The following is a 23,345-nucleotide window of genomic DNA, read 5'->3' as shown; positions in this document are numbered from 1 at the left end:
GCCGAGGCCCCGGCCCGTCGGCCCCCGTGACCGGCCGGGAATAACCGGGGACACCCTCCTGTTAGCGCCCGAAGGACAGCGGACGCCCAGATGCAGGAGGAACACGTGGCGGCAGACGAGACGGCGGCAGGCGAGAACAGGACAGGCGAAGCGGCGGCCGGTGACGCGTCGGCCGACGGGATCCACGGTGCGGCTCACGGCACCGCCCCCGTCCCGCTCTCCGTACTGGACCTGGTCACCGTCGGTTCCGGGCACACCGCCACCGACGCCCTGCGCACCAGCGTCGACCTCGCCCGGCTCGCCGAGGCCCGAGGCTTCCACCGCTACTGGGTCGCCGAGCACCACTCCATGCCGGGCGTCGCCTCCTCCTCGCCCGCGGTGATCCTCGCCCACCTCGCCGCCCACACCGACCGCATCCGGCTCGGCTCGGGCGGCGTCATGCTGCCCAACCACGCCCCGCTGGTGATCGCCGAACAGTTCGGCACCCTGGAGGCCCTCGCCCCCGGACGCGTCGACCTCGGCCTCGGCCGTGCCCCCGGCACCGACGGCGCCACCGCGGCGGCCCTGCGCCGCACCGACCGGCTCAACGAGGGCGCCGACGACTTCCCCGAGCAGCTCGCCGAGCTGACCCGGTTCCTCGACGACGACTTCCCCGACGGGCACCCCTACCGCCGTATCCACGCGGTCCCGGGCCCGGCCCAGGCCACCTCCCCCGGCGGCGTGCAGTCCCGGCACCGACCGCCGGTCTGGCTGCTCGGCTCCTCCGGGTTCAGCGCCCGGCTGGCCGGCCTGCTGGGCCTGCCGTTCGCCTTCGCGCACCACTTCTCCGCGCAGAACACCGTCCCGGCCCTCGACCTCTACCGGGAGTCCTTCCGGCCGTCGGCGGTCCTCGACGAGCCGTACGCCCTCATCGGCGTGTCGGTGCTCGCCGCCGACGACGAGCGGGAAGCACGCCGCCAGATCCTGGCCACCGGCCTGAACATGGTCAGGCTGCGCGGCGGCCGGCCCGGCCTGTTCCCCTCCCCGCAGGAGGCGGAGGCCCATGAATTCACGCCGCTGGAGCGGGAGTTCGTCGACTCCTGGACCGCGAACATCATTCACGGCACGGCCGACGAGGTCCGCTCGGGACTCGACGACCTGCACAAGCGCACCGGCGCCGACGAGCTGATGCTCACCAGTCACGCCCACCGCGGCGACCTGCGCCTGCGTTCCTACGCACTCGTCGCGGACGCCTACGGGTTGCCGACGGCGTAGGACGCGCCGGCCATCAGCTCGGAGATGCGGTCCGGCGGCACCGGGCGGGAGTAGAGCCACCCCTGTCCGGTGTCGCAGCCGATCCGGCGCAGCCGGGTGGCCTGCGCCGACGTCTCCACGCACTCCGCGGTCACGGTCAGCCCGAGGCGGTGCGCGAGGTCGATCATCGCCTCGACGACGACCTCGTCGGCCGGGTTCGGCGGCGCCCCCGTGCCCTCGTACTGGAAGCCGCGCACGAACGACCCGTCCAGCTTCAGCACCGACACCGGCAGCCGGCTCAGATACGCCAGGTTGGAGTAGCCGGTGCCGAAGTCGTCGATGGCGATGTTCACGCCCATGTCGCTGAGCGCCTGGAGCGCCTGCAACGGCCGCCCGGCCGAGCCCATCACCGCGGACTCCGTCAGCTCCAACTGAAGCAGTGCCGGGTCGAGTTGGGTCTCGGCGAGGATCTCCGCGACATCGGCCACCAGGTCGGAGTCCCACACCTGACGGACCGCCACATTGACGCTCACGAACAGCGGTTGGTCGTCCGGATGCGCCAACTGCCAGTCCCGCGCCTGTCGGCAGGCGGTGGCCAGCACCCAGCGGCCCAGCGGCACGATCGAGCCGTCCTCCTCGGCCAGCGCGACGAACCGATTCGGCGGCAGCAGACCGAAACGGGGGTGATCCCAGCGCACCAGCGCCTCCACCCCCCGCAGCCGCCCGTCCGACATTCCCACCAGCGGCTGGTAGTCGAGCCGGAACTCGCCCCGCTCGATGGCCGGCCGGAGCGTGGAGGCCAGCGCCTGGCGGGTCATCAGATGCGCGTTGCGCTCCGGGTCGAACAGCGTCCAGCGGTCCTTGCCGTCCACCTTCGCCCAGTACAGCGTGGTGTCGGCGGCCTGCATCAGCCCGGTGGCCGTGGTACCGGCCGCGTGCCGCTCGACGACGCCGATCGACGCGGACACGTTCAGCCGCTGCCCCGAGAGGTCGAACGGCACCTGGAGCGCCTTCAGTACGGACTCGGCGAGATCCGCGAGCTGCTCGGTGCCCGTGGAGTCCTCCACCAGCAGCGCGAACTCGTCCCCGCCGAGCCGCGCCACCAGCGGCACGCTCGGCCGGGTCCGCCCGGCCTCCTCCGCGCACGCGGTCAGCCGCTCTGCGACGGCGGCCAGCAGCCGGTCGCCGACCCGGTGACCGAGCGTGTCGTTGACCGCCTTGAACCCGTCGAGGTCCAGATAGCACAGCCCGATCCGGCCGGTCCCGCTCTGCTCGTACGACTCCGCCTCCAGCGCGCCCGTCACCCGCTCGAAGAACAGGGTGCGGTTGGGCAGCCGGGTCACCGGATCGTGCATCTGGAGGTGCCGCAGCCGGGCCTGCAACTCCCGGTGACCGCTGACGTCGGTGACCGACAGCAGTACGCCGCCCGGACCGCCGTCCAGCGGAGCCACCGTGACCTGCGCCCACAGGGAGCGCCCGTCGGGCCGTTTCAGCCGCCGTGTGCAGCGCAGTTTCGCCTGGCGGCCGCGGAGCACCTCCCGGTACGCGTGCCAGGTGCGCGCGTCGGAGGCCAGGTCCAGCAGGTCGGCGGCGGACCGCCCGACCAGCCCCGCGGACCCGCCGCCGAGCAGCCCGCCGAGCGCCTCGTTGGCATCGGTGACCAGGCCCTCCCGGTCCACGACCGCCATGGCCAGGGGTGCGGCCGCGAAGACGGAACGGTAGGCCGGTGGCCCGCCGTCGGTGTCCTCGGCGGCAGCCCTACGAGTAGGCGCCTTGATGTCACTCACTGTGACGGCCGACCGGTCGAGGTCTGCCGCGGGCGTCGGCCCTTCGGACGTTCCGCTCACCGCTCGCTCCCGCAGTGCACTCGATCGCTGTCCGCGCAGGAAAAGTCTGCCGATCATAGAGGCTGCCCCCGGACGTGCGCAGCCACTGCCCAGTGTCCCGGAACAACCAGGGTTTCTGACAGATCGTTTCTGCCCCCAGGTGGACCGGTTCTGCGGGCGGGCGACCGCTTGTGACGTTCCGTGAGTATTCCGGGGGTGTCGGCAATGATGCCCCGTTTCCGCGTCCTCACTCGTCTGGGGCAGACAAACAGGGCGTAATGCGGCAAATTCCCACAGGCTGGGTGGCGGTGTCCCGTGAACCGCTCCCGGAGGTCTCCTGTGCCGCGACAGCTCCCGCGCCCCCGACTGCGCAGCACCGCGGCCATGTTCACCACCCTCACGGCACTCGCCGCGACCTGCCTCATCAGCGCCCCCGCGGCGGAACCCTTCTCGGCCACCCCCTGCGCCCTGAAACGCACGGACGCCCACCACTCCGAGGGCCTGGACACCTGGAACGCCGCCTACCCGCGGCCCGTCCGCGCCCTCGACGCCGTGATGATCTTCCTGTCGTTCCCGGACTGGACGCCGATGGTCCCCCCGGCCGAACTCGCCGCCGACCACTTCCCGGCCACCAGCCGCTACTTCCAGCAGGCCTCCTACGGCAAGTTCACCCTGCGCGCACACCCCCTGGAACGCTGGATCCGGATGCCGAAGCCGTCCACCGCCTACGCCATACAGCGGGACTGGAACGCCGAGCGCCGCGGCACCTACCTGCGCGACGCCCTCGCCGCGGCCGACGGGCAGGTCGACTTCTCCCGCTACGACGTCGTCTACTTCGTGGCCGACCCGGACGCCCCCGGCGTGGACTCCGACGCCACCAAGGTCGTCAACATGGACACCCCGCTGCGCGCCGACGGCACCGACATCCGGCGGATCGTCACCGTCTTCGAGCAGCATCCGCCGGACCGGCTCGTCCTCGCCCATGAGACCGGGCACGTGTTCGACCTGCCCGATCTCTACCACCGCCCCACGGACGGCAAGGGCGACTGGGACACCCACGTCGGCGACTGGGACCTGATGGGCAGCCAGTTCGGCCTCGCCCCCGACCTGTTCGCCTGGCACAAATGGAAGCTGGGCTGGCTGGAACCGCGCCAGGTGGTGTGCGTGCCCCGCGGGACACCCACACGGCTGACGCTGGAGCCGCTGGGGGCCGGACCGGACGTCCCGGTGAGCCGGGCCTCCGGTTCACCGGCCTTCGGACTCGGCAACGGCACCAAACTCGCGGTCGTCCGCACCGGCGCCGGCAGCGCGCTCGCCTTCGAGGCCCGCGCCCGGATCGGCAGCGACCGCTCGTCCTGCCGTTCCGGCGTGCTCGTCTACCGCGTCCAGAGCGGCGCGGAGTCCGGCCGCGGCCCGGTCGAGGTGGTCGACGCACACCCGAGCACCGACGCCTGCTGGGGCGACTCGGTCTACCCGCCCCTCGCCGACGCCCCGGTCGGCGCCGGCGAGAGCTTCACGGTGCCGGGGGAGGACGTGAGGGTGGACGTGGAAGGGCGCACGGCGGCGGGGGCCTGGACGGTGCGGATCACGGCGTAGCGTGCGGCAACGCGAAAGGCCCCCCGCTTTCGCGAGGGGCCTTGCTGTCTGTGCGCCGCCAGGGACTCGAACCCCGGACCCGCTGATTAAGAGTCAGCTGCTCTAACCAACTGAGCTAGCGGCGCCTGCTGACGTCGTAGACCTTAGCATCCGGATCCGAGGCCTGAGAAATCGATATCCGCACGGCGGCTCGGGCCGCCCGGACGGCCGCCCAGAGCAGGATCTCCGGGCCCGGCAGCCAGGGGTGGCGGGTGTCCGGGGCGGTGACCCAGCGGGTGGCGCCGCCGGTTCCCTCCGAGGTGAGCGGGGCCGGCACGGTGACCGCGTCCCCGTTCCCGTGGCACAACAGCGGAGGCACCGTTCCCGTACGGCCGTCCCGGCGGCCGTCGGCGCTCCACTCCTCCCACTCCAGCAGCGAGGGCAGCCGCTGGGCGGTGCCGGGAGCGGCGAACAGCAGCATCCGCCCGCGGAACGCGGCCACCGGCCCCGAGCCCGGCCCCTCCTCCCACAGCCGGTCCAGCATCAGCCGCCCGAACATCGCGGGCGCGCTCACGACGTCGAAGACGGCACCGCAGGGCAGGACGACCGGGGCGTGCGGGCGCTCCTCCCAGAGCGCGAGCGTGCTGCGGGGATACGTGCCGGCGGACGCCAGCCAGGCGGCGCCGTCCGCGGTGATTCCGGCGGCTTCGCGGTGGTCGGTGTCAGGGGCGTCCCATGCGCTGCTCATGTCGCCAAGATCTACACCGCGTGAGTGGTCGATTCCACAGGGTTGCGGGAAACGGGGACAGGAGGTGGAGAGAGGGAGTATTTTGCCCACCTGGCATATGCCGGAGAGCCTGACGCGGAGTGATCGGCGCCGGTTCTGCGGCTGGGTCAGACGGGGTCGGCGTGCCCGAGTCCCTCGATGTCGCCCCGCATCAGGTCCCGCCCGAACTCGACCATCTTCTTCGCGTAGTCCTCGGTCCACTCGGCCCGGTCGGCAATGTCCGCCGCCGTCAGCCGGTCGAACCGGCGCGGGTCGGCGAGCTGGGCCGCCGCCATGGCCTGGAACTCCATCGCCCGGTCCGCCGCCGCCCGGAAGGCCTGCGTCAGCTCCGTGGCGCGCGTCAGCAGTGCCCCGGGATCGTCTATCGACTCCAGGTCGAAGAAGTGCTCCGGATCACCGGCCGCCTCGGCGGGCTCGAAGAGCAGGGGCGCGGGGCGTAGCCGCGGTTCGTTCCGACCCGGCGTGGGCTCCGCCATGTCTTCTCCTCCTCGTACGGTCGTGATGGCACCACCGGCAAGCGGACCACCCTCCATTGTCCCCCGACGACGCAAGGGGGCCGGGCCCCCGGCCTTCTCAAGCCATCCGCCCCCGGCGATGTTCCCCAGCCATGAGCGCATCCAAGCCACCTGGACCGTCCAGAGTTCGTCCCGGCCCGTCTGGGGGAGTTTGAGCACGAGGCCCGTTCAGGGCCGAAGCGGGGGTCTGGCGGGGGCGCCCCCGGGGGGGGCGGGACGGGAAGGGCCGGCGGGGGTGAGAAAAAACGCCCTCCCGGCCGGCGGCGGCGCCGGCCCCTCACGGCGTCCAGGCCACCCGGTGCTCCGCCAGGTGGGCCAGGACCGCGTGGTTCGCCTCCCAGCCGTCCGGGAACTTCACCGCCGTGCCCAGCTGGACCGGTTCGGTCGACGGGTAGGCGTCCAGCAGGTCGGTGACCCCTGCTCGGCAGACGACGATGCAGGCGTGGCGGTGGCGGGACGCCAGGACGCACAGGCGGCCCGTCTCCAGGTGGAAGGCGGTGGCGTCGGGTCGGCCGGACAGGGGATGCAGGATCACCGTGACGTCGTACTCCCGGCCCTGGAGCCGGTTCGCCGTGTCGACGGTGACGTCCGTGACGCCCAGTTCGGCCAGCGCCGCGCGGACCGCCGCCGCCTGGTCGCGGTGGGCCGTACCGACGGCGACCCGGTCGGTGGTCAGCCGCGTCGGGTCGGGGGAGCGCTCGGAGGTGGCCGCACCGCCCCGGTCCAGGAGGCGCCGGACGACCGTGGCGACCGCTCGCACCGCCTCGGGGTCGGTGCGGGGCGTGTGCCGGGCGGGCAGCTCAAGCAGGCCCCAGCCGGACTCGGCCGCCTCGTCGATCACCCGGTCGGGCCCGGAGCCGTCGGAGCGGACGCCGAAGGACAGCGCGCGGTCGCCGTGGTCCGTGCCGCTGCGGAACGGCGTGTACGGGTAGAAGGCGTCCGAGACCAGCGGGGCCGCCGACGCCGGCAGCCGCCAGGACACCGGCAGCCGGTGCTGCGGCAGGTCCGGATTGTGCGCCAGCAGCGTCGACACCGCCGAGGCCGACGGATCGTACGACAGACCGGCCCACTGCTCGCTGCCCACGATCGCGAACGGGTCCAGCTGCCCCGGGTCGCCCACGAACAGCGCCCGCTCGAACAGCCCGGCCACGGCCAGCAGCCCGTCCGAGCGCATCTGGTAGGCCTCGTCCACGATCGCGTGCCGCCACGGCTCGTCGGCCTTGACATGCGCCCACTTCGCCGCCGTGGAGATGACGACCGGCAGCCCGGCCAGGTCACCGGCCTTCGCCGACTTCCGTACGTTCGGCAGGTCGTCCAGCGTTTTGTCGTACGCGTCGGTGTCACTGCTGTGCAGGCGGCCCACCGGCAGCTCGGGGTTCTTCTCGGCGAGCCGCAGCACCAGGTCGTCGACCTGCGCGTTGGTCTGCGCGACCACCATCAGCGGGCGCCCCGCGTCCGCCAGCTCCAGCGCGGCGCGGACGACGAGCGTGGACTTTCCGGCGCCGGGCGGGGAGTCGACGACGACCCCGCGCGCGGTGCCGTGCAGTGTGTCGCGGAGGATCGCGTCGGTGGCGCGGGTGGCGGCCGTACCGGCGTCGAAGACGGCCTCGGTGGTCACAGGGTGTCCTCCTCGGTGACGGAGTCGGCGGTCTCGGGCACCGGCTCCCCGGGCGGCCCGCCGTGCGTCCACGGCGTGTCCTCCGGGTCGGGCAGCTTCGCGCCGCCGCGCTGCTCGTGCTCGAACAGGGTGAAGCACACCCGGTCGCCCTTCTCGGGCACGGAGCCTTCCTCCGGCTCCTTGCCGCGGCCCATCCTGTCGACGATCCGCAGCACCAGCAGACCCTCCTCCTCCGGGCCGTCCGACCCGTCGGGGCCGACCCGCCCCACGAACTCCGCCGCCTGCGGCTTCCCGCCCAGCGACCGGAACACCCTGACCCGCTCCCCGAGATGCGGCCGGTCGTCCGTGCGGACGGTGACCAGCGGGCGCGGGCTGGGCCGCTTGCCCTCGCTGTACGTCATGACCACGTCGACGACCTCGCCCGCGAACGCCTCCCCGGCCAGCCGCCGCCCCGCCATCACCAGCGGGTCGTCGAGCGCCTCCTGCGCGTCCAGCCGCCCCTGTTCCCGCTCACGCGTGGCCAGCTTGTTGGCGGCGGTCACCGCGTCGTCGCGGCGCGGCTGCGGGGGCTCACCCGCCACGACCCGGTCGCGGTGGCCGGTGAACGACCAGCGGTCGCGCGTCCACCGCTCCTCGACATGCGCCCCCTCGGGCAGCTCCCGCAGCAGGTCGAGGCCCTGCCACACCTTCTCCCAGGTGGGCAGGGTCCGGCTCAGCACGAGCTCGTGGATCGCCCGCTCGGCGGCGGTCAGCTCGCCCAGCCGGTCGTCGGCCTGGAGACCGTCCTCGGCGGCGGCCAGGGCGGTCCGCGCGCGGTCGTAGCGTTCGATGGCCGGGGCGAGCAGCTTGTTGTCGAACGCCGGGTCGGTCGCCGGACCGGCCGGCGGGCACAGCAGCTGGCCCTTGCCGTCGCGGGCCAGCTCGGCGCGCAGCGCGGCCTCGGCGCCGGTCTCACCCTCGGGCGGGGCGATCCAGGCGAGCAGCGCCCCCAGGTGCTGGTCCTCCAGGCTGGACTGGCCGGTCGCCCAGTGCCGGCCCAGCACCTCCGTGAGTGCCAGCAGCAGCGAGGAGCCGGGCACCCGGGACCGCTCCCCGAAGTGCGTCAGCCACCGCCCGAGCAACGGCACGCGCGGCGGCGCGGGATACGGCGTCTCCGGGTCCTGCTCCGCCGTACGGCGGAAGCGCATGGAGCGGCCCAGGAGGCGGACGTACTCGACGCCCGCGCGGCTCGGGACGATGAGCTGGGGCGCGTCGGAGCACAGCTCGACCTCGACCTTGACGCGCTTGCCGGTCTCGGGGTCGGTCTCGCTGCGCTCGGCGGCCTCGACGGCGTCGGCGTACGAGTCGACGTAGGGCAGGACGATGTCGGCCAGCTCGGCGAGGAACGCGAACCGCAGATCGCGGTCGCGCGGCTGCGCCACGACGAGCAGCCGGGGCGCGTCCCGGTCGGTGCCGACGAGGGCGCCGAGCGGGGCGCCGGCCTCACCGGCGGTGGTCAGCGGCACGAACACCAGAGGCCGTTCGGACAGATGCCGGTGGCGGACCGTGGCGGCGGGCCGGGCGCGGCCGGTGGTGACGGCCTCGAGGCGGGCGAGGGTGGCGATCAGTGACACATCGCCCCCAGGGCCTCGTCGCGCAGTCGGGCCGCCCGGCGCAGGGCCGCCACCGCGGGGTCGTCGGGGTCACCGGCCTCGCCGCGCGCGGCGGCCAGCACGTCCCCGACCGTCGTGAGCCCGCCCAGCTCGGCGCGGACGGGGCGGCCGAGGGCGGTGACCGCGCCGGCCGCGCGGGAGCGGTTCCGGCAGTGGAACGCCAGCTCGCAGGCGGCCAGGCACTCGGGCGCGTACGCCGCGGGGACGGCCTCGACGGCTGCCGTGAGCTGCTCGGGGGGCAGCTCGGGAGAGAAGCAGGTGCCGTCCGGGAGGGCGTCGGCGATCTCCTCGATCCGGGTGAGCCGGGCCAGCTGCCGGTGGGTGACCGCGCGCTGCTTGCGGATGTCCACGGCGGACGCGGCGGGCAGGTTGGAGAAGTCCTTGGGGCAGACGAGCAGGACGCGGTGGCGCACCCGCGGCACGGGGTCGAGACGGGCGGCGACCGCCTCCAGCGCCAGCACGTACACCGCGGCCTGCCGGGCGGCCGCGCCGACCTTCGCCGGGTCCGCCGAGCCGTCCAGCAGGGGGAACGACTTGATCTCCACGACCGACCAACTGCCGTCCGGATGCACCACGACCGCGTCCGGCTCCAGGAACGCCGGGGAGCCCGCGACGTCCAGTGCGAGCATCGGATGGTCGAGGAGGGTCCAGGTGCCGGGCGCCTGCCCGGCTTCGCGCAGCGCCAGCGAGGTCCGCGCCGTACGGCCCTCGGGGCCGATCGCCGACAGGTCCGGGACGCTCGCCCCGGTGGGGGGCTCCGCGCGCGGGTCGAGCCTCTCGTGCACCAGGCGCAGCAGGTCGGCGCCGCCGTCGGCCTTCACCTTCGCCTCGAACGCGTTGCCCCGGGTGAGGGCGAACTGGGACTGGCCGAACGCCGAGGGCGAGCCCAGGGCGTCGGCCAGTGCCGCCTTGTCCACCCCGGCGCCGTCGAGGATCGCGCGCCGGCTGCATCCCGGGTTCGCGGCGAGCGCCGCGAGGGACCGGGCGTCCAGCGCCTTGGCCGGTACGTCGGGCCCGCGCAGGTCAGCGAGCCGCTGCCGGAGCGCCGTCCCCCGCGTCCGAGGGGGTGGCACCCGGCTCGGCTCCGGGCCCGAACCGTGACTCGCGCTGCCGTGGAATTCGCTCACCCGGGGAAGTCTGGCATCCGGCACTGACAATCGAGGTCTCTGCGCCCCGAGCGGCCACCGGGACGATCGGGAACCGCCCCGCCATCCAGCCCGCGACCCGGTCCGCGCGGCGTGTCACCAGGGGTGCCAGCAGCAGTCCCGCGCCCATCACGGCCGCGCCCGCCACCGCGTCGAGGAAGTAGTGGTTCGCGGTGCCCATCACCACGATCGTCGTCACCAGCGGGTAGACCACGCCGGCCGTCTTCGCCGCCCGGGTGCCGCCGTGCCGCCACAGCATCACCCCGCACCACAACGCCCATCCGACGTGCAGACTCGGCATGGCCGCGTACTGGTTGGTCATGCCGCCGAGCCCGCGCGGGGCGCTCGCCTCGCCGCCCCACCAGCCGTACGAGCTGTACTGGGCCATCGTGTCCACGAAGCCGTGGTCCGCCGACAGCAGCCGGGGCGGGCAGGTGGGCAGCAGGGTGAAGCCGATCAGACCGATGAACGTCGACGTCATCAGCCAGGTGCGGGCCGCCCGGTACTGCACGGCCCGGGTGCGGAACAGCCAGACCAGGATCACTGGGGTGACCATGTAGTGCAGCGACGCGTACCAGAAGTCGGCCGGCACCCCGATCCACGCCTCGGTCCTGAACAGCCGGTTCAGCGGGTGCTCGGCGTTGATGTGGAGGAACTTCTCGATCCGCAGGATCGCCAGCCCGTGGTCGACGGCACTGGTGACGTCGCCCCGCGCGAGCAGCCGGCCCGCGGAGTAGCAGGCGTACACCAGCACGATCAGGGGCAGTTCCGTCCACCAGCGCAGCCTGGGCGGAGCCGCCTCGGTGCCTGGTGTCTCGGTCTGCGGCATCCGATCGCCTCCCCCTTCGTGTAGCTGCGGCGCCGATGGCACGGAGGTGCCACTTTACGGCCTGTGCAGGCGCCCGATTCCGTACGCCCCCGGCAGTCAAAGACGCTGAGATCGCCCCCCGGGTTGCCCCTGTGCAGGGTGCGCGATGATGGAGGTGTTCCGCCCCCGAATTCCCCCGGAAGGGTTCTCATGGCACCGCGCATCCTGCTGGCCCGGCACGGACAGACGGAGTGGTCGCTGTCCGGCAAGCACACCGGCAGGACCGACGTGCCCCTGCTGGAAGAGGGCCGGCGCGGCGCCAAGCTGCTCGGCGAGCGGCTGCACCGGCCGCCGTTCGACGGCCTTCCCGGCGTCGAGGTCCGCACCAGCCCGCTGGCACGCGCGCGTGAGACCTGCGAACTCGCCGGCTTCGGCGAGCGGGCCACGCCGTGGGACACGCTCATGGAGTTCCACTACGGCGCCTACGAGGGCATGACCCCCGCCGAGATCCAGGCCGCCCGGCCGGGGTGGCTCATCTGGCGCGACGGCGTGCCGGAGGGGGAGAGCCTCGCGGAGGTCACCGCCCGCGCGGACGAGGTCGTCGCATGGGCGCGGTCGGCGGACCGTGACGTGCTGGTGTTCGCCCACGGGCACATCCTGCGCTCGATCGGGGCACGGTGGCTGGGCCTCCCGCTGGACTTCGCGGCCCGCATACGCCTCAATCCGACATCACTGTCCATATTGGGCTGGGCGTACGGAGACCCGGCGATCGAGAGCTGGAACGACCTGGGGCACCTGGCGGGCTAGCGCGCGACAGGGCCGCCCGCGCTGGTCACTACTTGCGCGGCGCCGACGCGTGTCGCTCCAGGAACTCCGACACTCCGGAGGCCCGGCGGTGGGGGAGCAGCACCCGGGCCGTGCCCGCGAGCATCGTCTGGATCCGCGACGACTGCACCTGGTCCAGCAGATCCAGCACCCGCATCCCGGCCGTCGCCGCCTCGTCGGGCCGCCCCCCGCGCGCGAGGTCGTCCGCCAGCTCGGCGGTGTACAGCGCGATGTTCCGCGTGAAGTGGGGGTCCTGGAGCTGCGCGGCCCGCCGCGCGTGCCGTGCCGCCCGCGGCCAGTCCCCGAGCGTGGACCAGCACTGCGCCTCCAGCCCTTCCAGCTCGGCCTCGCCGTAGAAGCTCATCCACTCGGGGTCGGCGTCCGAAGGGCCTCGCTCGTACAGGGCGTGGGCGCGCGCGAGGGCCTGCTCGCAGCCGGTGCGGTCGGCGAGCCCCGCCCAGCCGCCCGCCTCGCGCAGTGCGAGCAGCGACATCAGCCGGTCGGAGCCGAGCGGGCGGGCGACCCGCTGTGCGGCCTGGGCCGCCCGGACGGCCTCGCGCGGGCGGCCCGCGTCGCGCGCGAGGAACGCCGTGTTGCAGAAGGCGTGCGCCTCCAGTGCGTGGTCACCGGTCATCCGGGCGGTCGCGAGCGCCTCCGCGTAGTGCGAGCGGGCGTCGTCGAACCGGCCCGAGTCGTGGGCCAGCCAGCCCACGGAGATGGCCAGTTCGCCCGCGCCCGAGTGCAGCCGGTCGGCGGTCGCCTGCCGTACCGCTCCGGCGTCCAGCAGCGCGTACGCGGCGCGCAGTGGTGTCGCCGCGCGCCGGTAGAGCCCGTCGGCGCCGTGCCGGTCGTCCAGCAGCCGGATCCTGCGGACCGCTTCTTCCAGGGCGCTCGCCTCGCCCGTCCCGGCGCGCCGCACGGGGCGTTCCGCCGCGGACGCGTCCAGGGCGAGCGCCAGCGGGCCCATCGAGGCGGCGGCCACGGTGGCGCCCCCGCCGGTCATGAATGCGCGACGCAGCACGTCGCTCTCCTCGTCGTTGTGGTGCGTGTCGTACGGGTCCTGCGTGTCATACGGCTCGTACGCCCCGCGCGTCTCACCGGCGTCCGGCGCGTCACCCGTCGGGCGCTCCCCGATCGTGGAGTGGGCGTCCGGCGCGTCCTCGGGTGCGCGCGCCCCCCGCCCGCGGACGGACGAGCGGGGCGCGAACCCGAGATCGGTGAGCGTGCGGCCGGGGAACATGTGCAGGAACACCCGCTCGTACGCGTAGTTGGGGCAGCGGATCTCCCCCGCCTCGACGCGGCCGACATAGCGCGCGTCGCAGCTCACCCGCTCCCCGATCTCGCGCGCGGCCCGCCGCACCAGCGCGGCGAACTCGGCCGGCGAGCGCTGTCCGCGCAACCGCCGGAAGGCGAGATTGGGCCGTGCCGGCCGGTCGGGCCGAGGTGGGGTCACCAGTGACGACGCCATGGCCGGGTCCTCTCGTGCGAACCGTCGAACCATGCCGGAACCAGTATGAGTTGACCGATTCGTCGGTGTGGTCGCCCTGTTTCCGGCGGGCATGAACGTACCTTCTGTGGTCGGCCCGCCACGCAGTGTTTGGCTACAAAACCGGATATCTCATCCGCGATCTGCCATGAACTGCCATCCTTTGCGGCGGACTTCCGCGTAGCCGTTGACGGTCTGCCGCGTTGAACCCGGTGGACTTGCACAGTGACTGCGTGAGGGAGGCCGGGAGTGGAGACAAGCCGGAGCAACGATCCCCTCGTGTCGTCGGGGACGGCATGCGATCTCGTGACCGTGCCGACCCGGCAGGGGCTGGAGGCGGTCGACATCCTGCGCCGCGGAGCCGGGGACGTGGTGGGGCCCGTACTCCACGACGACGGACACGACACCCTCGCCTTCCTGGTCCCGCCGGGCACGGCCGCCGCCTGGAACGTCCCGGGCAGCACCTGTACGGAGACCGACGGACGGGGACTGAGACTCGCCCCCGAGCCGCCCGTCGAGGGCTCGGACTGGCTGCTCCCGCCCGGCGAGGCCGACCTCGCGACGGACCCGGCCGTGCTCCAGCGGGCGTTGGGCGAAGCGGCACGGCTCATCGAGGCGGCGGACAGCTGCCGGTAGCCGGCGCGTCCCACGGAGCGGATGCCGGTGAGCGGCACGGATCGCCCCCTGCGAAAATGCCTTCATGGCACGGTCCAGGAACTCCCGGCGCGAACGCGACAGCGACGCGACCGTCAGCGAGGCCGTCGACGGCGGGCTCGCCCAGCTCCTCCCGGACCGCGACCGGACACGGGCCTGGACGCTGCTCATCGACGGGGCACCCCAGTCGCACGTGGACCTCGACGACCCCGGCTACCTCTCCTTCGAGTACCAGCGCCGGCTCGGCCACGTCATCGACCTCGCCGCCCCGGCCGGCAGACCGCTGCACGTCCTCCACCTCGGCGGCGGCGCCTTCACCCTCGCCCGGTACGTCGCCGCCACCCGCCCCCGCTCCACCCAGCAGATCGTCGAACGCGACGCGCGCCTCGTCCAACTGGTCCGCCGCGAACTGCCCCTGGACCCCGGCGCCCGCATCCGGGTGCGCTCCACCGACGCGCGCGAAGGGCTCGCCAAGGTGCCGGACGGATGGGCCGACCTCGTCATCGCCGATGTGTTCAGCGGCGCCCGCACCCCCGCGCACCTGACCTCCACCGAGTTCCTCGACGAGGTCCGCAGGGCCCTCGGGCCCGGCGGCGTCTACGCCGCCAACCTCGCCGACGGCCCGCCGCTCGCGCATCTGCGCGGCCAGATCGCCACCGCCGCCGCCCGCTTCCCCGAACTCGCCCTGGTCGCCGACCCCACCGTGCTGCGCGGCAAGCGGTTCGGCAACGCCGTCCTCGTCGCCTCCGACCTGCCGCTGCCGACCGCCGAACTGACCCGCAGGGCCGCCTCCGACCCGCACCCCGGCCGCGTCGAGCACGGCAAGGACCTCACCGACTTCACCGGCGGGGCCGTGGCGGTCGTCGACGCCTCGGCGGTGGCATCACCGGCCCCGCCACCGTCGGTCTTCCGCTAGGGCCTCTCGTTCGGATCAGGCCCGCTCAGTAGTTGCCGACCTCCACCCGCGGCGGCCCGTCGTGCCAGGTGCAGAACACCGACACGCGGTCCGCGCCCGAGGCGAACTCCACCCGGATCCACGACTCCGTCTTCCACACCTGCATCGACCAGCCCGCGCCCGGCGTGGCCGAGACGAGCGACGCCGAGGTCTTCCCCAGGTCGAACACCACCCGCCCGCCGTCGGTGTCGTAGCTCTTGACCCGGCCGGACGGGACGGCGGGGGCAGTCGACGAGGAGGGGGACGAGGCCGCCGGACCGCCGGGCCCGCGGCTGTCGGTGGTGCGGGAGGGGGAGGGTGAGGAGGACGTCCGGGACGGCGTCGGCGTGGGCCGGCTGGTGGCCGAGGCCGTCAGCGGCAGGGCACGCGGCGGGTCGTACGCCGTGCCCGCCATGACCGTGTGGACACCCCACCACGACAGCGTGACCGCCGCGCCCGTGGCGAGCGTCCAGGCCAGTACATGTACGAGTCCTCTGCGCATCGCGGGCCATCCTGCCTCACCCGCCACACCGATGTCGCACGGATCTCCCACCGGTTGTCCACAGACACGGAGTTGTCCACAGGCCCGAATCGGCCTCCGCCGCATGGCGTAGGTTGCGGCGCATGGCAAGTGTTCTCGTGGTCGAGGACGACCAGTTCGTCCGCTCGGCGCTCATCCGGCACCTCACCGACGCCTCGCACACCGTGCGCAGCGTCGGTACGGCCCTGGAGGCGCTGCGCGAGGTCGCCCACTTCCGGTTCGACGTGGTCGTCCTGGACCTCGGACTGCCGGACCTGGACGGCTCCGAGGCCCTGAAGATGCTGCGCGGCATCACCGACGTACCCGTCATCATCGCCACCGCCCGCGACGACGAGACGGAGATCGTCCGGCTGCTCAACGCGGGCGCGGACGACTACCTGACGAAGCCGTTCTCGGTGGAACACCTCTCCGCGCGCATGGCGGCCGTCCTGCGCCGCTCCCGCTCCGGCGCCGGTGAGGCACCGCCGTCCAGCGTGCTGCGCGTCGGCGGCCTGACCGTCGACCCGCTGCGCCGCCAGGCCGAACTGGACGGCGCCCGCCTCGACCTCACCCGCCGCGAGTTCGACCTGCTCGCCTTTCTCGCCGGCCGCCCCGGCGTCGTCGTCCCGCGCCGCGAACTGCTCGCCGAGGTCTGGCAGCAGTCCTACGGCGACGACCAGACCATCGACGTCCATCTGTCCTGGCTGCGCCGCAAACTGGGCGAGACGGCGGCCCACCCTCGCTATCTGCACACCCTGCGCGGCGTCGGCGTGAAGCTGGAGCCGCCCGCCGCGCCCGCTTCCGGGGAGCCGCCGCGATGAGGTGGGCCCTGGTCAAGGTGTGCCTGGCGGTCACCACGATGGTCGTGGTCGCCTTCGCCGTACCGCTCGGTCTGGTCATCAAGGAGATGGCCCGCGACCGCGCCTTCTCCAACGCCGAGCGGGAGGCCGCCGTCGTGGTCCCCGCCCTGTCCATCACCACCGACCGCGACCAGTTGGAGCGGGTCGTCGCCGCCGCCGGCTCCGACGACGGCATGGCCGTGCACATCCCGGCCAACGGCGGCCGGCAGGCCCTCGACCTCGGCAGGCAGCGGGCCACCGCCGCCGACATCGCGGCCGTCCGCGAACTGGGCCGCGCCTCCACCGCCGAGGTCCCCGGCGGCTCCGCCCTGCTCCAGCCCGTCGCGCTGAGCCTCGGCACCGTCGTCGTCGAGGTGTACGTCCCCGAGTCCGAGGTCAGCAACGGCGTGGGGACGGCCTGGGCGGTGCTCGCCGCGGTCGGCGCCGCACTGGTCGTCGGCTCGGTGGCCGTCGCCGACCGGCTGGGCGTGCGCATGGTGCAGCCCGCCCGGCGGCTGGTCGAGGGCGCGCACGAACTGGGGGAGGGAAAGCTGGGCGCACGCGTACCCGAGGAGGGGCCGAACGAACTGCGGCTCGCGGCCGCCGCGTTCAACTCCATGGCCGACCAGGTCGTCCAACTGCTGGCGAACGAGCGGGAGCTGGCCGCCGACCTCTCCCACCGGCTGCGCACACCGCTGACCGTGCTGCGGCTCAACGCGGCCTCCCTCGGCGACTCACCGGCCGCCGAGCAGACCCGTGCCGCGGTCGCCCAGCTGGAGCGCGAGGTCGACACCATCATCCGCACCGCCCGCGAGGCCAAGCCGCAGACCGCGGCCGCCGGACCGGGCGCGGGATGCGACGCCGCCGAGGTGGTCCGGGAGCGGATGACGTTCTGGTCGGCGCTCGCCGAGGACGAGGGCCGCAAGGTGCGGGTGGCCGGTGCCGACCGGCCGGTGCGCATACCCGTGGTCCGCGCCGACCTCGTCGCCGCCCTCGACGCCCTGCTGGGCAACGTCTTCCGGCACACCCCCGAGGGCACCGCCTTCGCCGTCGACCTGCACAACGGCGAGGACGCCGTGATCGTCCTCGTCTCGGACGCGGGCCCCGGCATACCCGACCCCCAGGCGGCGATGGCCCGCGGCCGGGGTTCCGGGAACGCCGGATCGACCGGGCTCGGGCTGGACATCGTGCGCCGGCTCGCCGAGTCGACGGGTGGGGACGTACGCATCGGCTCGTCCGTGCTGGGCGGCACCGAGGTGCGGATCTGGATCCAGCTCGACGGGCGGGAGCCGGAGCGCAGGGGGCACCGGGGCGCGGTCCGAAGACGCCGGCAGGGCAGACGGGCCGTCACCTTTAACCGGTCCCGATCCCTTCCTTAAGCGCTCCCTAAGATCCCCAACCCCCGTCCCTGTCAGGCGTTTTGCCCGATTCGGGAGCGCTAGCGTGCTGCCGCACCCCACCCCCGTGAGCAGTGAAGGCAGGGCATGTGATGAGCACGCACCGGCGCACCGTCGGAACCAGGACCAAGCTGATCGGGGGCGTGGTCGCCGCGGCGGCCGTGGGCGGTGGTGCCGTGTTCCTCACCGGCACCGCGCAGGCGGCCGGGACCGGAGCCGCGTACACCAGGACCAGCGACTGGTCGACCGGGTACACCGCGCAGTACGTCGTGACGAACAACAGCGGCGGCGCGAAGACGGACTGGACGCTGGAGTTCGACCTGCCGGCCGGGTCGAGGCTCAGCTCGCTGTGGAACGCCGAGTCGAGCGTCAGCGGACAGCACGTCACGGTGAAGCCGCCCGCCTGGGACAGGGACGGCCTGGCCGCCGGTGAGTCCGTCACCGTCGGCTTCGTCGTCGACGGCACCGCCGATCCGGCCGGTTGTCTCATCGACGACGCCACCTGCTCGGCGGACGGCGGCGCGACCCCCGAACCGAGCGGCCGCCCGACCCGGACCGCGACGCCCTCCCCGCCCCCGACGGCCACCGCGACCCCGAGCCCGACGGCCACCACCTCACCCTCACCGTCCGGGACCCCCGGCGCCGGCACCCCCACCTCCGCCGCCTTCGCCCCCTACGTCGACACCTCGCTCCACCCCGCCTTCGACCTCCTCGCCGCCGCGTCGGCGACCGGCGTGAAGGACTACAACCTCGCCTTCGTCACCGACGGAGGCGGCTGCACACCCAAGTGGGGCGGCGTCACCGACCTCGCGAGCGACGGCGTGGCCGCCCAGATCGGCGCCCTGCGCGCCCAGGGCGGTGACGTCCGCGTCTCCTTCGGCGGCGCGGCCGGCTCCGAACTCGGCACCACCTGCGCCTCGGCCGACGCGCTGGCCGCCGCCTACGGCAAGGTCGTGGACGCCTACCGGCTCACCAAGGTCGACTTCGACGTCGAGGGCGGCGCACTGCCGAACACGGCCGCCAACACCCGCCGCGCCCAGGCCATCGCCACGCTCCAGCGGCAGCACCCCGGCCTCGACGTCTCCTTCACCCTCCCCGTCATGCCCGAGGGCCTCACCCAGGACGGCGTGAACCTGCTCGCCGACGCCAAGGCCAACGGAGTGCGGATCACCACCGTGAACATCATGGCGATGGACTACGGCCCCGCGTACAGCGGCGACATGGGCACCTACGCCGAGCAGGCGGCCACCGCCACCCAGGCCCAGGTCAAGAGCGTGCTGGGGCTCTCCGACACCGCCGCATGGAAGACCGTCGCCGTCACCCCGATGATCGGCGTGAACGACGTCGCCTCCGAGATCTTCAAGGTCGAGGACGCCACCCAGCTGGCCGCCTTCGCCGAGGCCAAGGGACTCGGCTGGCTCTCCATGTGGTCCGCGACCCGCGACAAGCAGTGCCCGTCCCCGAAGAACACCGCGGACGCGACGTGCAGCTCGATCACCCAGGCCCCGAACGCCTTCACGAAGGCGTTCGCCGCCGGCCGCTGACCACCGCCTCCCCCCACAGGCGGGGCGCGGCACGCCCCCACGGCGTGCCGCGCCCCTTCCCCTGTTCCCCCGTTCTCCCGGGATCCCCACCCCGGGGGTCTTCGGTCAGGCGGTCTCGAGCGCCGGGAGGGTTCCCGTGCGGGCCGCCCGGCTGTACCAGAGGGCGCTCGACTTCGGGGTGCGCGCGAGGGTCGCGTAGTCCACGTACACCGCGCCGAACCGCTTCTCGTAGCCGTACGCCCACTCGAAGTTGTCCAACAGCGACCACAGGTAGTAGCCGCGGACGTCCGCGCCCTCCGCGATGGCGCGGCGCACGGCCCGGAGGTGGCCGTGCAGGTAGGCGATCCGCTCCGGGTCGTGGACGCGGCCGTCCGAGTCGGGCTTGTCGTCGTAGGCCGCGCCGTTCTCCGTGATGTACAGCGGCAGGCCCGGGGCCTCCTTCGTGTACCGCATGATCAGGTCGTGCAGGCCCGTCGGGTCGATCGTCCAGCCCATCTCGGTGCGCTCGCCCGGCGTCTGGTGGAAGGCGACGTCCTCCGCGCCCGGCCAGGGGGAGTGGTCGCTGCTGCCGTGGCCGTCCGCCCGCGGCGCCGACGGGTCGGCGTCCGCCGCCGAGACCAGCGTGGGCGTGTAGTAGTTCAGGCCCAGCGCGTCCAACGGCTGGTGGATGGCGCGCAGATCGCCGTCGAGGACGTACGACCAGTCGGTGACCTTCGAGGTCGCGGTGAGGAGCGTCTCGGGGTACGCGCCGCGCAGGATCGGGCCGTGGAAGACGCCGTTCGCCAGGTCGTCGATCTTGCGGACCGCCGCGAGGTCCCCCGGGGTCTGTGAAAGCGGCCTGACCACCGAGGAGTTGAGGCTGATCGCCACCGAGTTGCGGGTCGGCATCACCGACCGCAGGGCCGTGGTGCCCAGGCCGTGCGCCAGGTTGAGGTGGTGCGCGGCCTTCAGCGACGCGGCCGGGTCGGTGCGGCCGGGGGCGTGCACTCCGGAGCTGTACCCCAGGAAGGCGCTGCACCACGGCTCGTTGAGCGTGATCCACTGCTCCACGCGGTCGCCGAGGGCCTCGCCGACGATCTGCGCGTACTCGGCGAACCGGTAAGCGGTGTCCCGCTCCGGCCAGCCGCCCGCGTCCTCCAGCTCCTGCGGGAGGTCCCAGTGGTAGAGGGTGACGGCAGGCTTGATGCCCTTCGCCAGCAGCTCGTCGACCAGCCGGCGGTAGAAGTCCAGGCCCACCTGGACCGCCGGGCCGCGGCCGGTCGGCTGGACCCGCGACCAGGAGATGGAGAAGCGGTACGCGGTCAGGCCCAGCTCGGCCATCAGCGCGACGTCGTCGCGGTAGCGGTGGTAGTGGTCGACAGCGATGTCACCGGTCTCACCACCGGCGGTCTTGCCGGGCGTATGGCTGAAGGTGTCCCAGATGGAGGGGGTACGGCCGTCCTCCCGCACCGCCCCCTCGATCTGGTACGCGGATGTCGCCGCGCCCCAGAGGAAGGCGGGAGGAAAGGTCACAGGGTTGGCCGACTGTGCGGACTCAGGCATGGAAGCGCTCCCATGAGTGGTCGTCGAGGTCGTCGAGACCGACGAAGGATGGGGGGAAGAAATGCGGAGGAACCGGGGCGGCGGTGACCCGGCCCTCGTCGGACGCGGTATCGGCGGGGGTGTCACCCCCGCACGGACACTGAGCCGGACGGGGTTGTCAGCCCTGCGCGGACGCCGGGCCGGGGGGGTGTCGCTCCCGCGGATCGTGGACCCACGGGGTCTCAGCCCCGCCCGGAGGTGGTGACCGGCGGGGTGTGGGTCCCGCGCGGAGGTGGTGACCGGCGGGGTGTGGGTCCCGCACGGAGGTTGCGGCTGGCGGGGTTGTCGGTCCCGCACGGACGTCGAGGCCGACGGAGGTCTCAGCCCCGCGCGGACCTGCGACCGGCGAGGGTCTCAGCCCCGCGCGGACCTGCGACCGGCGAGGGTCTCACCCCCGCGCGGCCGCCGACCGGCGAAGGTCTCGCAAAGCCGACACCCCCGCCCGTCACCTCTGCCAAGGGCCGCATCAGCCCTTCACCGCGCCCTGCATGATGCCGCCCACGATCTGCTTGCCGAAGATCGCGAAGACCAGCAGCAGCGGCAGTGTGCCCAGCAGGGCGCCCGCCATGATCAGGGACTGGTCGGGGGTGTACCCGCGGCCGAGGCCCGCGACCGCGACCTGCACGGTCGGGTTGCCGGTCTGGCTGAGCACCAGGAACGGCCACAGGAAGTCGTTCCACGTCTGCACGAACATCAGCATGCCGAGCACCGCCATCGCGGGGCGCGCCGCGGGGAACACCACGTGCCACACCACGCGCCAACTGCTCGCGCCGTCCACCCGTGCCGCCTCGATGATCTCGTCCGGCAGCGCCTGGATCAGGTACTGCCGCATGAAGAACACACCGAACGCGCTGACCAGCGAGGGCAGGATCACCGCCTGCAGCTGGTCGGTCCACTCCAGCTTGGCGACCATCATGTACAGCGGGATCACGCTGAGCTGCGGCGGCACCATCATCGTGCCGATCACGATCAGCATCATCGCGCCCCGGCCACGGAACTTCAGCTTGGCGAAGGCGAACCCGGCGATCGTCGACAGGAACACCACGGTCGCCGCCGAGGTGCCCGCCACGATCGTCGTGTTGAAGAAGGCCTCGCCGAGGTTGGCGTCGTTCCAGGCGATGTCCAGGTTGTCCAGAAGGTTCCCGCCGAACCAGAACGGCGGCGGTGTCTGCGCCAGCCGGTTGTTGTCGCGGGAGGCGGCGATCGCCGTCCACACCAGCGGGAACAGCGAGCCGATGGTGAACAGGGCCAGGATCACGTACGCGATCGGCCCCGCGTGCATCTGCCCGCCGGCCCGCGCCGATTTGGGCCGCCGTATACGGCCGGACTTCTTCACGGTCGTATCCGGCGGAGATGAGGGCGGTGTCATGGAAGTCGTCGTCGTCACGGCCGTACTCCTAACTACTGGCGCGCAGCCGGCGCGAGATGACGTAGTTGACGATGCCGACCACGATCAGGATCAGGAACATGGTCCAGGCGATCGCGGAGGCACGGCCCAGGTGCTGGTTGACCCAGCCCTGCTCGTACAGGTACAGGCCCAGGGTCTGGAACTGGTGCTCGGAACCGCCCGACGCCCCCTTGTTGGCGTCGAACAGCAGCGGCTCGCCGAACACCTGGGTCGCGCCGATCGTCGAGACGACGACGGTGAACAGGATGGTCGGGCGCAGCGACGGCAGCGTCACGTGGATGAACTGCTTCCAGCGGCTCGCGCCGTCCAGCGCCGCGGACTCGTACAGGTCCTGCGGGATCGCCTGCATCGCCGCCAGATAGATCAGCGCGTTGTAGCCGGTCCAGCGCCAGATGACGATCGTGGAGACCGCGAACTGCGAGGGCCACTTGTCGCTCTGCCAGTCGACCGGACCGATCCCGACGAAGTCCAGCGCCCAGTTGATCATGCCGTAGTCGCGCCCGAACAGCAGCACGAAGACGAGCGAGGCGGCCGCGATGGACGTCGCGTAGGGGGCGAGCATCGCGACCCGGTAGAAGGTCGAGGCGCGCAGCTTGTAGTTGAGGATGTGGGCGAGGCCCATCGCCATCAGCAGCTGCGGCACCGTCGAGATGATGCCGATCGTCAGCGTGTTCTTCGCCGCGTTCCAGAAGAAGTCGTCGTCGAAGATCCGCGTGTAGTTGCGCAGCCCCACCCACTCCATGTCGGTGGGTGCGGTCATCTCCACCTGGTGCAGCGAGGCCCAGCCGGTGTAGATCAGCGGGAACAGACCGAACGCCAGGAACAGCAGGAAGAACGGTGAGACGAAGGCGTACGGGCTCCAGCGCATGTCCCGCTGCCAGCGGCGGGAGAGCCGGGCCCGACGCCGTTCCGCCCCCGTGGGGTCGGCGGGCGGTCGGCCCGGGGCCGCGCCCCCCTCCTTGGTGGGGGGCGCGGCGGTGTCGTGGGTGGCCATACGG

20 protein-coding genes and 1 tRNA gene are annotated in these 23,345 nt (G+C 73.1%); 8 read left to right on the top strand and 13 right to left on the bottom strand.

Going from position 1 to position 23,345, the window contains the following annotated elements; translation table 11 throughout:
• Nucleotides 1-90 precede the first annotated feature (90 nt).
• Nucleotides 91-1,254: an LLM class flavin-dependent oxidoreductase gene (locus ACFWJX_RS15935; protein WP_383242537.1), complete on the top strand. Its 1,164-nt coding sequence runs from the start codon at nucleotides 91-93 to the stop codon at nucleotides 1,252-1,254.
• Here ACFWJX_RS15935 and ACFWJX_RS15930 read toward each other — a convergent pair.
• Entirely contained in the window at nucleotides 1,233-3,080 is a 1,848-nt protein-coding gene (locus tag ACFWJX_RS15930; protein WP_383242535.1) for a putative bifunctional diguanylate cyclase/phosphodiesterase, read from the bottom strand. The two genes, ACFWJX_RS15935 and ACFWJX_RS15930, sit on opposite strands and share 22 nt — an antisense overlap.
• 363 nt (nucleotides 3,081-3,443) lie before the next feature.
• Between ACFWJX_RS15930 and ACFWJX_RS15925 the strand changes: the two genes are divergently transcribed.
• Nucleotides 3,444-4,655 (top strand): M6 family metalloprotease domain-containing protein, encoded by a 1,212-nt coding sequence (locus ACFWJX_RS15925; protein WP_383242532.1) that lies wholly within the window; start codon nucleotides 3,444-3,446, stop codon nucleotides 4,653-4,655.
• Between the two features lie 51 nt (nucleotides 4,656-4,706).
• Here the strand turns inward: ACFWJX_RS15925 and ACFWJX_RS15920 are convergent.
• The 7 genes from ACFWJX_RS15920 to ACFWJX_RS15890 all read right to left on the bottom strand — a co-directional run bounded on the left by ACFWJX_RS15920 (nucleotide 4,707) and on the right by ACFWJX_RS15890 (nucleotide 11,180).
• Nucleotides 4,707-4,780, bottom strand: a tRNA-Lys gene (locus ACFWJX_RS15920).
• A complete protein-coding gene (locus tag ACFWJX_RS15915) occupies nucleotides 4,771-5,382 on the bottom strand; it encodes a bifunctional DNA primase/polymerase (protein WP_383242529.1) in 612 nt (203 codons plus the stop codon). Before ACFWJX_RS15915 ends, ACFWJX_RS15920 begins: the two co-directional genes overlap by 10 nt.
• A 146-nt stretch (nucleotides 5,383-5,528) precedes the next feature.
• Nucleotides 5,529-5,897 (bottom strand): hypothetical protein, encoded by a 369-nt coding sequence (locus tag ACFWJX_RS15910; protein WP_383242526.1) that lies wholly within the window; start codon nucleotides 5,895-5,897, stop codon nucleotides 5,529-5,531.
• A gap of 316 nt (nucleotides 5,898-6,213) precedes the next feature.
• Nucleotides 6,214-7,554, bottom strand: coding sequence for an AAA domain-containing protein (locus tag ACFWJX_RS15905; RefSeq protein ID WP_383242523.1), 1,341 nt, complete (start codon nucleotides 7,552-7,554; stop codon nucleotides 6,214-6,216).
• A complete protein-coding gene (locus tag ACFWJX_RS15900) occupies nucleotides 7,551-9,167 on the bottom strand; it encodes a hypothetical protein (protein ID WP_383242520.1) in 1,617 nt (538 codons plus the stop codon). Before ACFWJX_RS15900 ends, ACFWJX_RS15905 begins: the two co-directional genes overlap by 4 nt.
• Entirely contained in the window at nucleotides 9,158-10,279 is a 1,122-nt protein-coding gene (locus tag ACFWJX_RS15895; RefSeq protein ID WP_383242517.1) for a hypothetical protein, read from the bottom strand. The genes ACFWJX_RS15900 and ACFWJX_RS15895 overlap by 10 nt, the downstream gene beginning before the upstream one ends.
• Nucleotides 10,230-11,180 (bottom strand): phosphatase PAP2 family protein, encoded by a 951-nt coding sequence (locus ACFWJX_RS15890; protein WP_383242514.1) that lies wholly within the window; start codon nucleotides 11,178-11,180, stop codon nucleotides 10,230-10,232. The genes ACFWJX_RS15895 and ACFWJX_RS15890 overlap by 50 nt, the downstream gene beginning before the upstream one ends.
• Before the next feature lie 189 nt (nucleotides 11,181-11,369).
• Between ACFWJX_RS15890 and ACFWJX_RS15885 the strand changes: the two genes are divergently transcribed.
• Entirely contained in the window at nucleotides 11,370-11,966 is a 597-nt protein-coding gene (locus tag ACFWJX_RS15885) for a histidine phosphatase family protein (RefSeq protein WP_383242511.1), read from the top strand.
• Nucleotides 11,967-11,994: 28 nt separating this feature from the next.
• On the opposite strand, the gene ACFWJX_RS15880 is transcribed toward ACFWJX_RS15885, so the two are convergent.
• Nucleotides 11,995-13,452, bottom strand: a complete 1,458-nt coding sequence (locus ACFWJX_RS15880; RefSeq protein WP_383242509.1) for a tetratricopeptide repeat protein — start codon at nucleotides 13,450-13,452, stop codon at nucleotides 11,995-11,997.
• A 267-nt stretch (nucleotides 13,453-13,719) separates the two neighbouring features.
• Here ACFWJX_RS15880 and ACFWJX_RS15875 point away from each other — a divergent pair, with 267 nt between their 5' ends.
• Entirely contained in the window at nucleotides 13,720-14,106 is a 387-nt protein-coding gene (locus ACFWJX_RS15875; RefSeq protein WP_383242506.1) for a hypothetical protein, read from the top strand.
• 64 nt (nucleotides 14,107-14,170) lie between these two features.
• The gene (locus ACFWJX_RS15870) at nucleotides 14,171-15,040 is read left to right on the top strand and encodes a spermidine synthase (protein ID WP_383242503.1); all 870 of its coding nucleotides are present in this window, start codon (nucleotides 14,171-14,173) and stop codon (nucleotides 15,038-15,040) included.
• A 25-nt stretch (nucleotides 15,041-15,065) separates the two neighbouring features.
• Here the strand turns inward: ACFWJX_RS15870 and ACFWJX_RS15865 are convergent, their stop codons facing one another.
• Nucleotides 15,066-15,560: a hypothetical protein gene (locus ACFWJX_RS15865; protein ID WP_383242500.1), complete on the bottom strand. Its 495-nt coding sequence runs from the start codon at nucleotides 15,558-15,560 to the stop codon at nucleotides 15,066-15,068.
• A gap of 122 nt (nucleotides 15,561-15,682) precedes the next feature.
• On the opposite strand from ACFWJX_RS15865, the gene ACFWJX_RS15860 reads away from it, so the two are divergent.
• From ACFWJX_RS15860 to ACFWJX_RS15850, 3 genes are all read left to right on the top strand, one after another.
• Nucleotides 15,683-16,399 (top strand): response regulator transcription factor, encoded by a 717-nt coding sequence (locus ACFWJX_RS15860; RefSeq protein WP_383242497.1) that lies wholly within the window; start codon nucleotides 15,683-15,685, stop codon nucleotides 16,397-16,399.
• Nucleotides 16,396-17,796 carry an ATP-binding protein gene (locus ACFWJX_RS15855; RefSeq protein WP_383242495.1) on the top strand — a complete coding sequence of 467 codons (1,401 nt, stop codon included), beginning with the start codon at nucleotides 16,396-16,398 and terminating at the stop codon, nucleotides 17,794-17,796. The genes ACFWJX_RS15860 and ACFWJX_RS15855 overlap by 4 nt, the downstream gene beginning before the upstream one ends.
• A gap of 110 nt (nucleotides 17,797-17,906) precedes the next feature.
• Nucleotides 17,907-19,358 carry a cellulose binding domain-containing protein gene (locus tag ACFWJX_RS15850; RefSeq protein WP_383242492.1) on the top strand — a complete coding sequence of 484 codons (1,452 nt, stop codon included), beginning with the start codon at nucleotides 17,907-17,909 and terminating at the stop codon, nucleotides 19,356-19,358.
• A 105-nt stretch (nucleotides 19,359-19,463) separates the two neighbouring features.
• Here the strand turns inward: ACFWJX_RS15850 and ACFWJX_RS15845 are convergent, their stop codons facing one another.
• The 3 genes from ACFWJX_RS15845 to ACFWJX_RS15835 form a co-directional block, all read right to left on the bottom strand.
• Entirely contained in the window at nucleotides 19,464-20,900 is a 1,437-nt protein-coding gene (locus ACFWJX_RS15845) for a GH1 family beta-glucosidase (protein ID WP_383242489.1), read from the bottom strand.
• Nucleotides 20,901-21,405: 505 nt separating this feature from the next.
• Nucleotides 21,406-22,308 (bottom strand): carbohydrate ABC transporter permease, encoded by a 903-nt coding sequence (locus ACFWJX_RS15840; RefSeq protein ID WP_383242976.1) that lies wholly within the window; start codon nucleotides 22,306-22,308, stop codon nucleotides 21,406-21,408.
• Nucleotides 22,309-22,336: 28 nt separating this feature from the next.
• Nucleotides 22,337-23,341 (bottom strand): carbohydrate ABC transporter permease, encoded by a 1,005-nt coding sequence (locus ACFWJX_RS15835; protein WP_383242973.1) that lies wholly within the window; start codon nucleotides 23,339-23,341, stop codon nucleotides 22,337-22,339.
• Nucleotides 23,342-23,345 lie beyond the last annotated feature (4 nt).

It is taken from the genome of Streptomyces sp. NPDC058335 (assembly GCF_042723915.1).
Taxonomy (GTDB): domain Bacteria; phylum Actinomycetota; class Actinomycetes; order Streptomycetales; family Streptomycetaceae; genus Streptomyces.
Note: the sequence above shows the minus strand (reverse complement) of the source record. Positions and strands in the feature narration are given on the sequence as shown.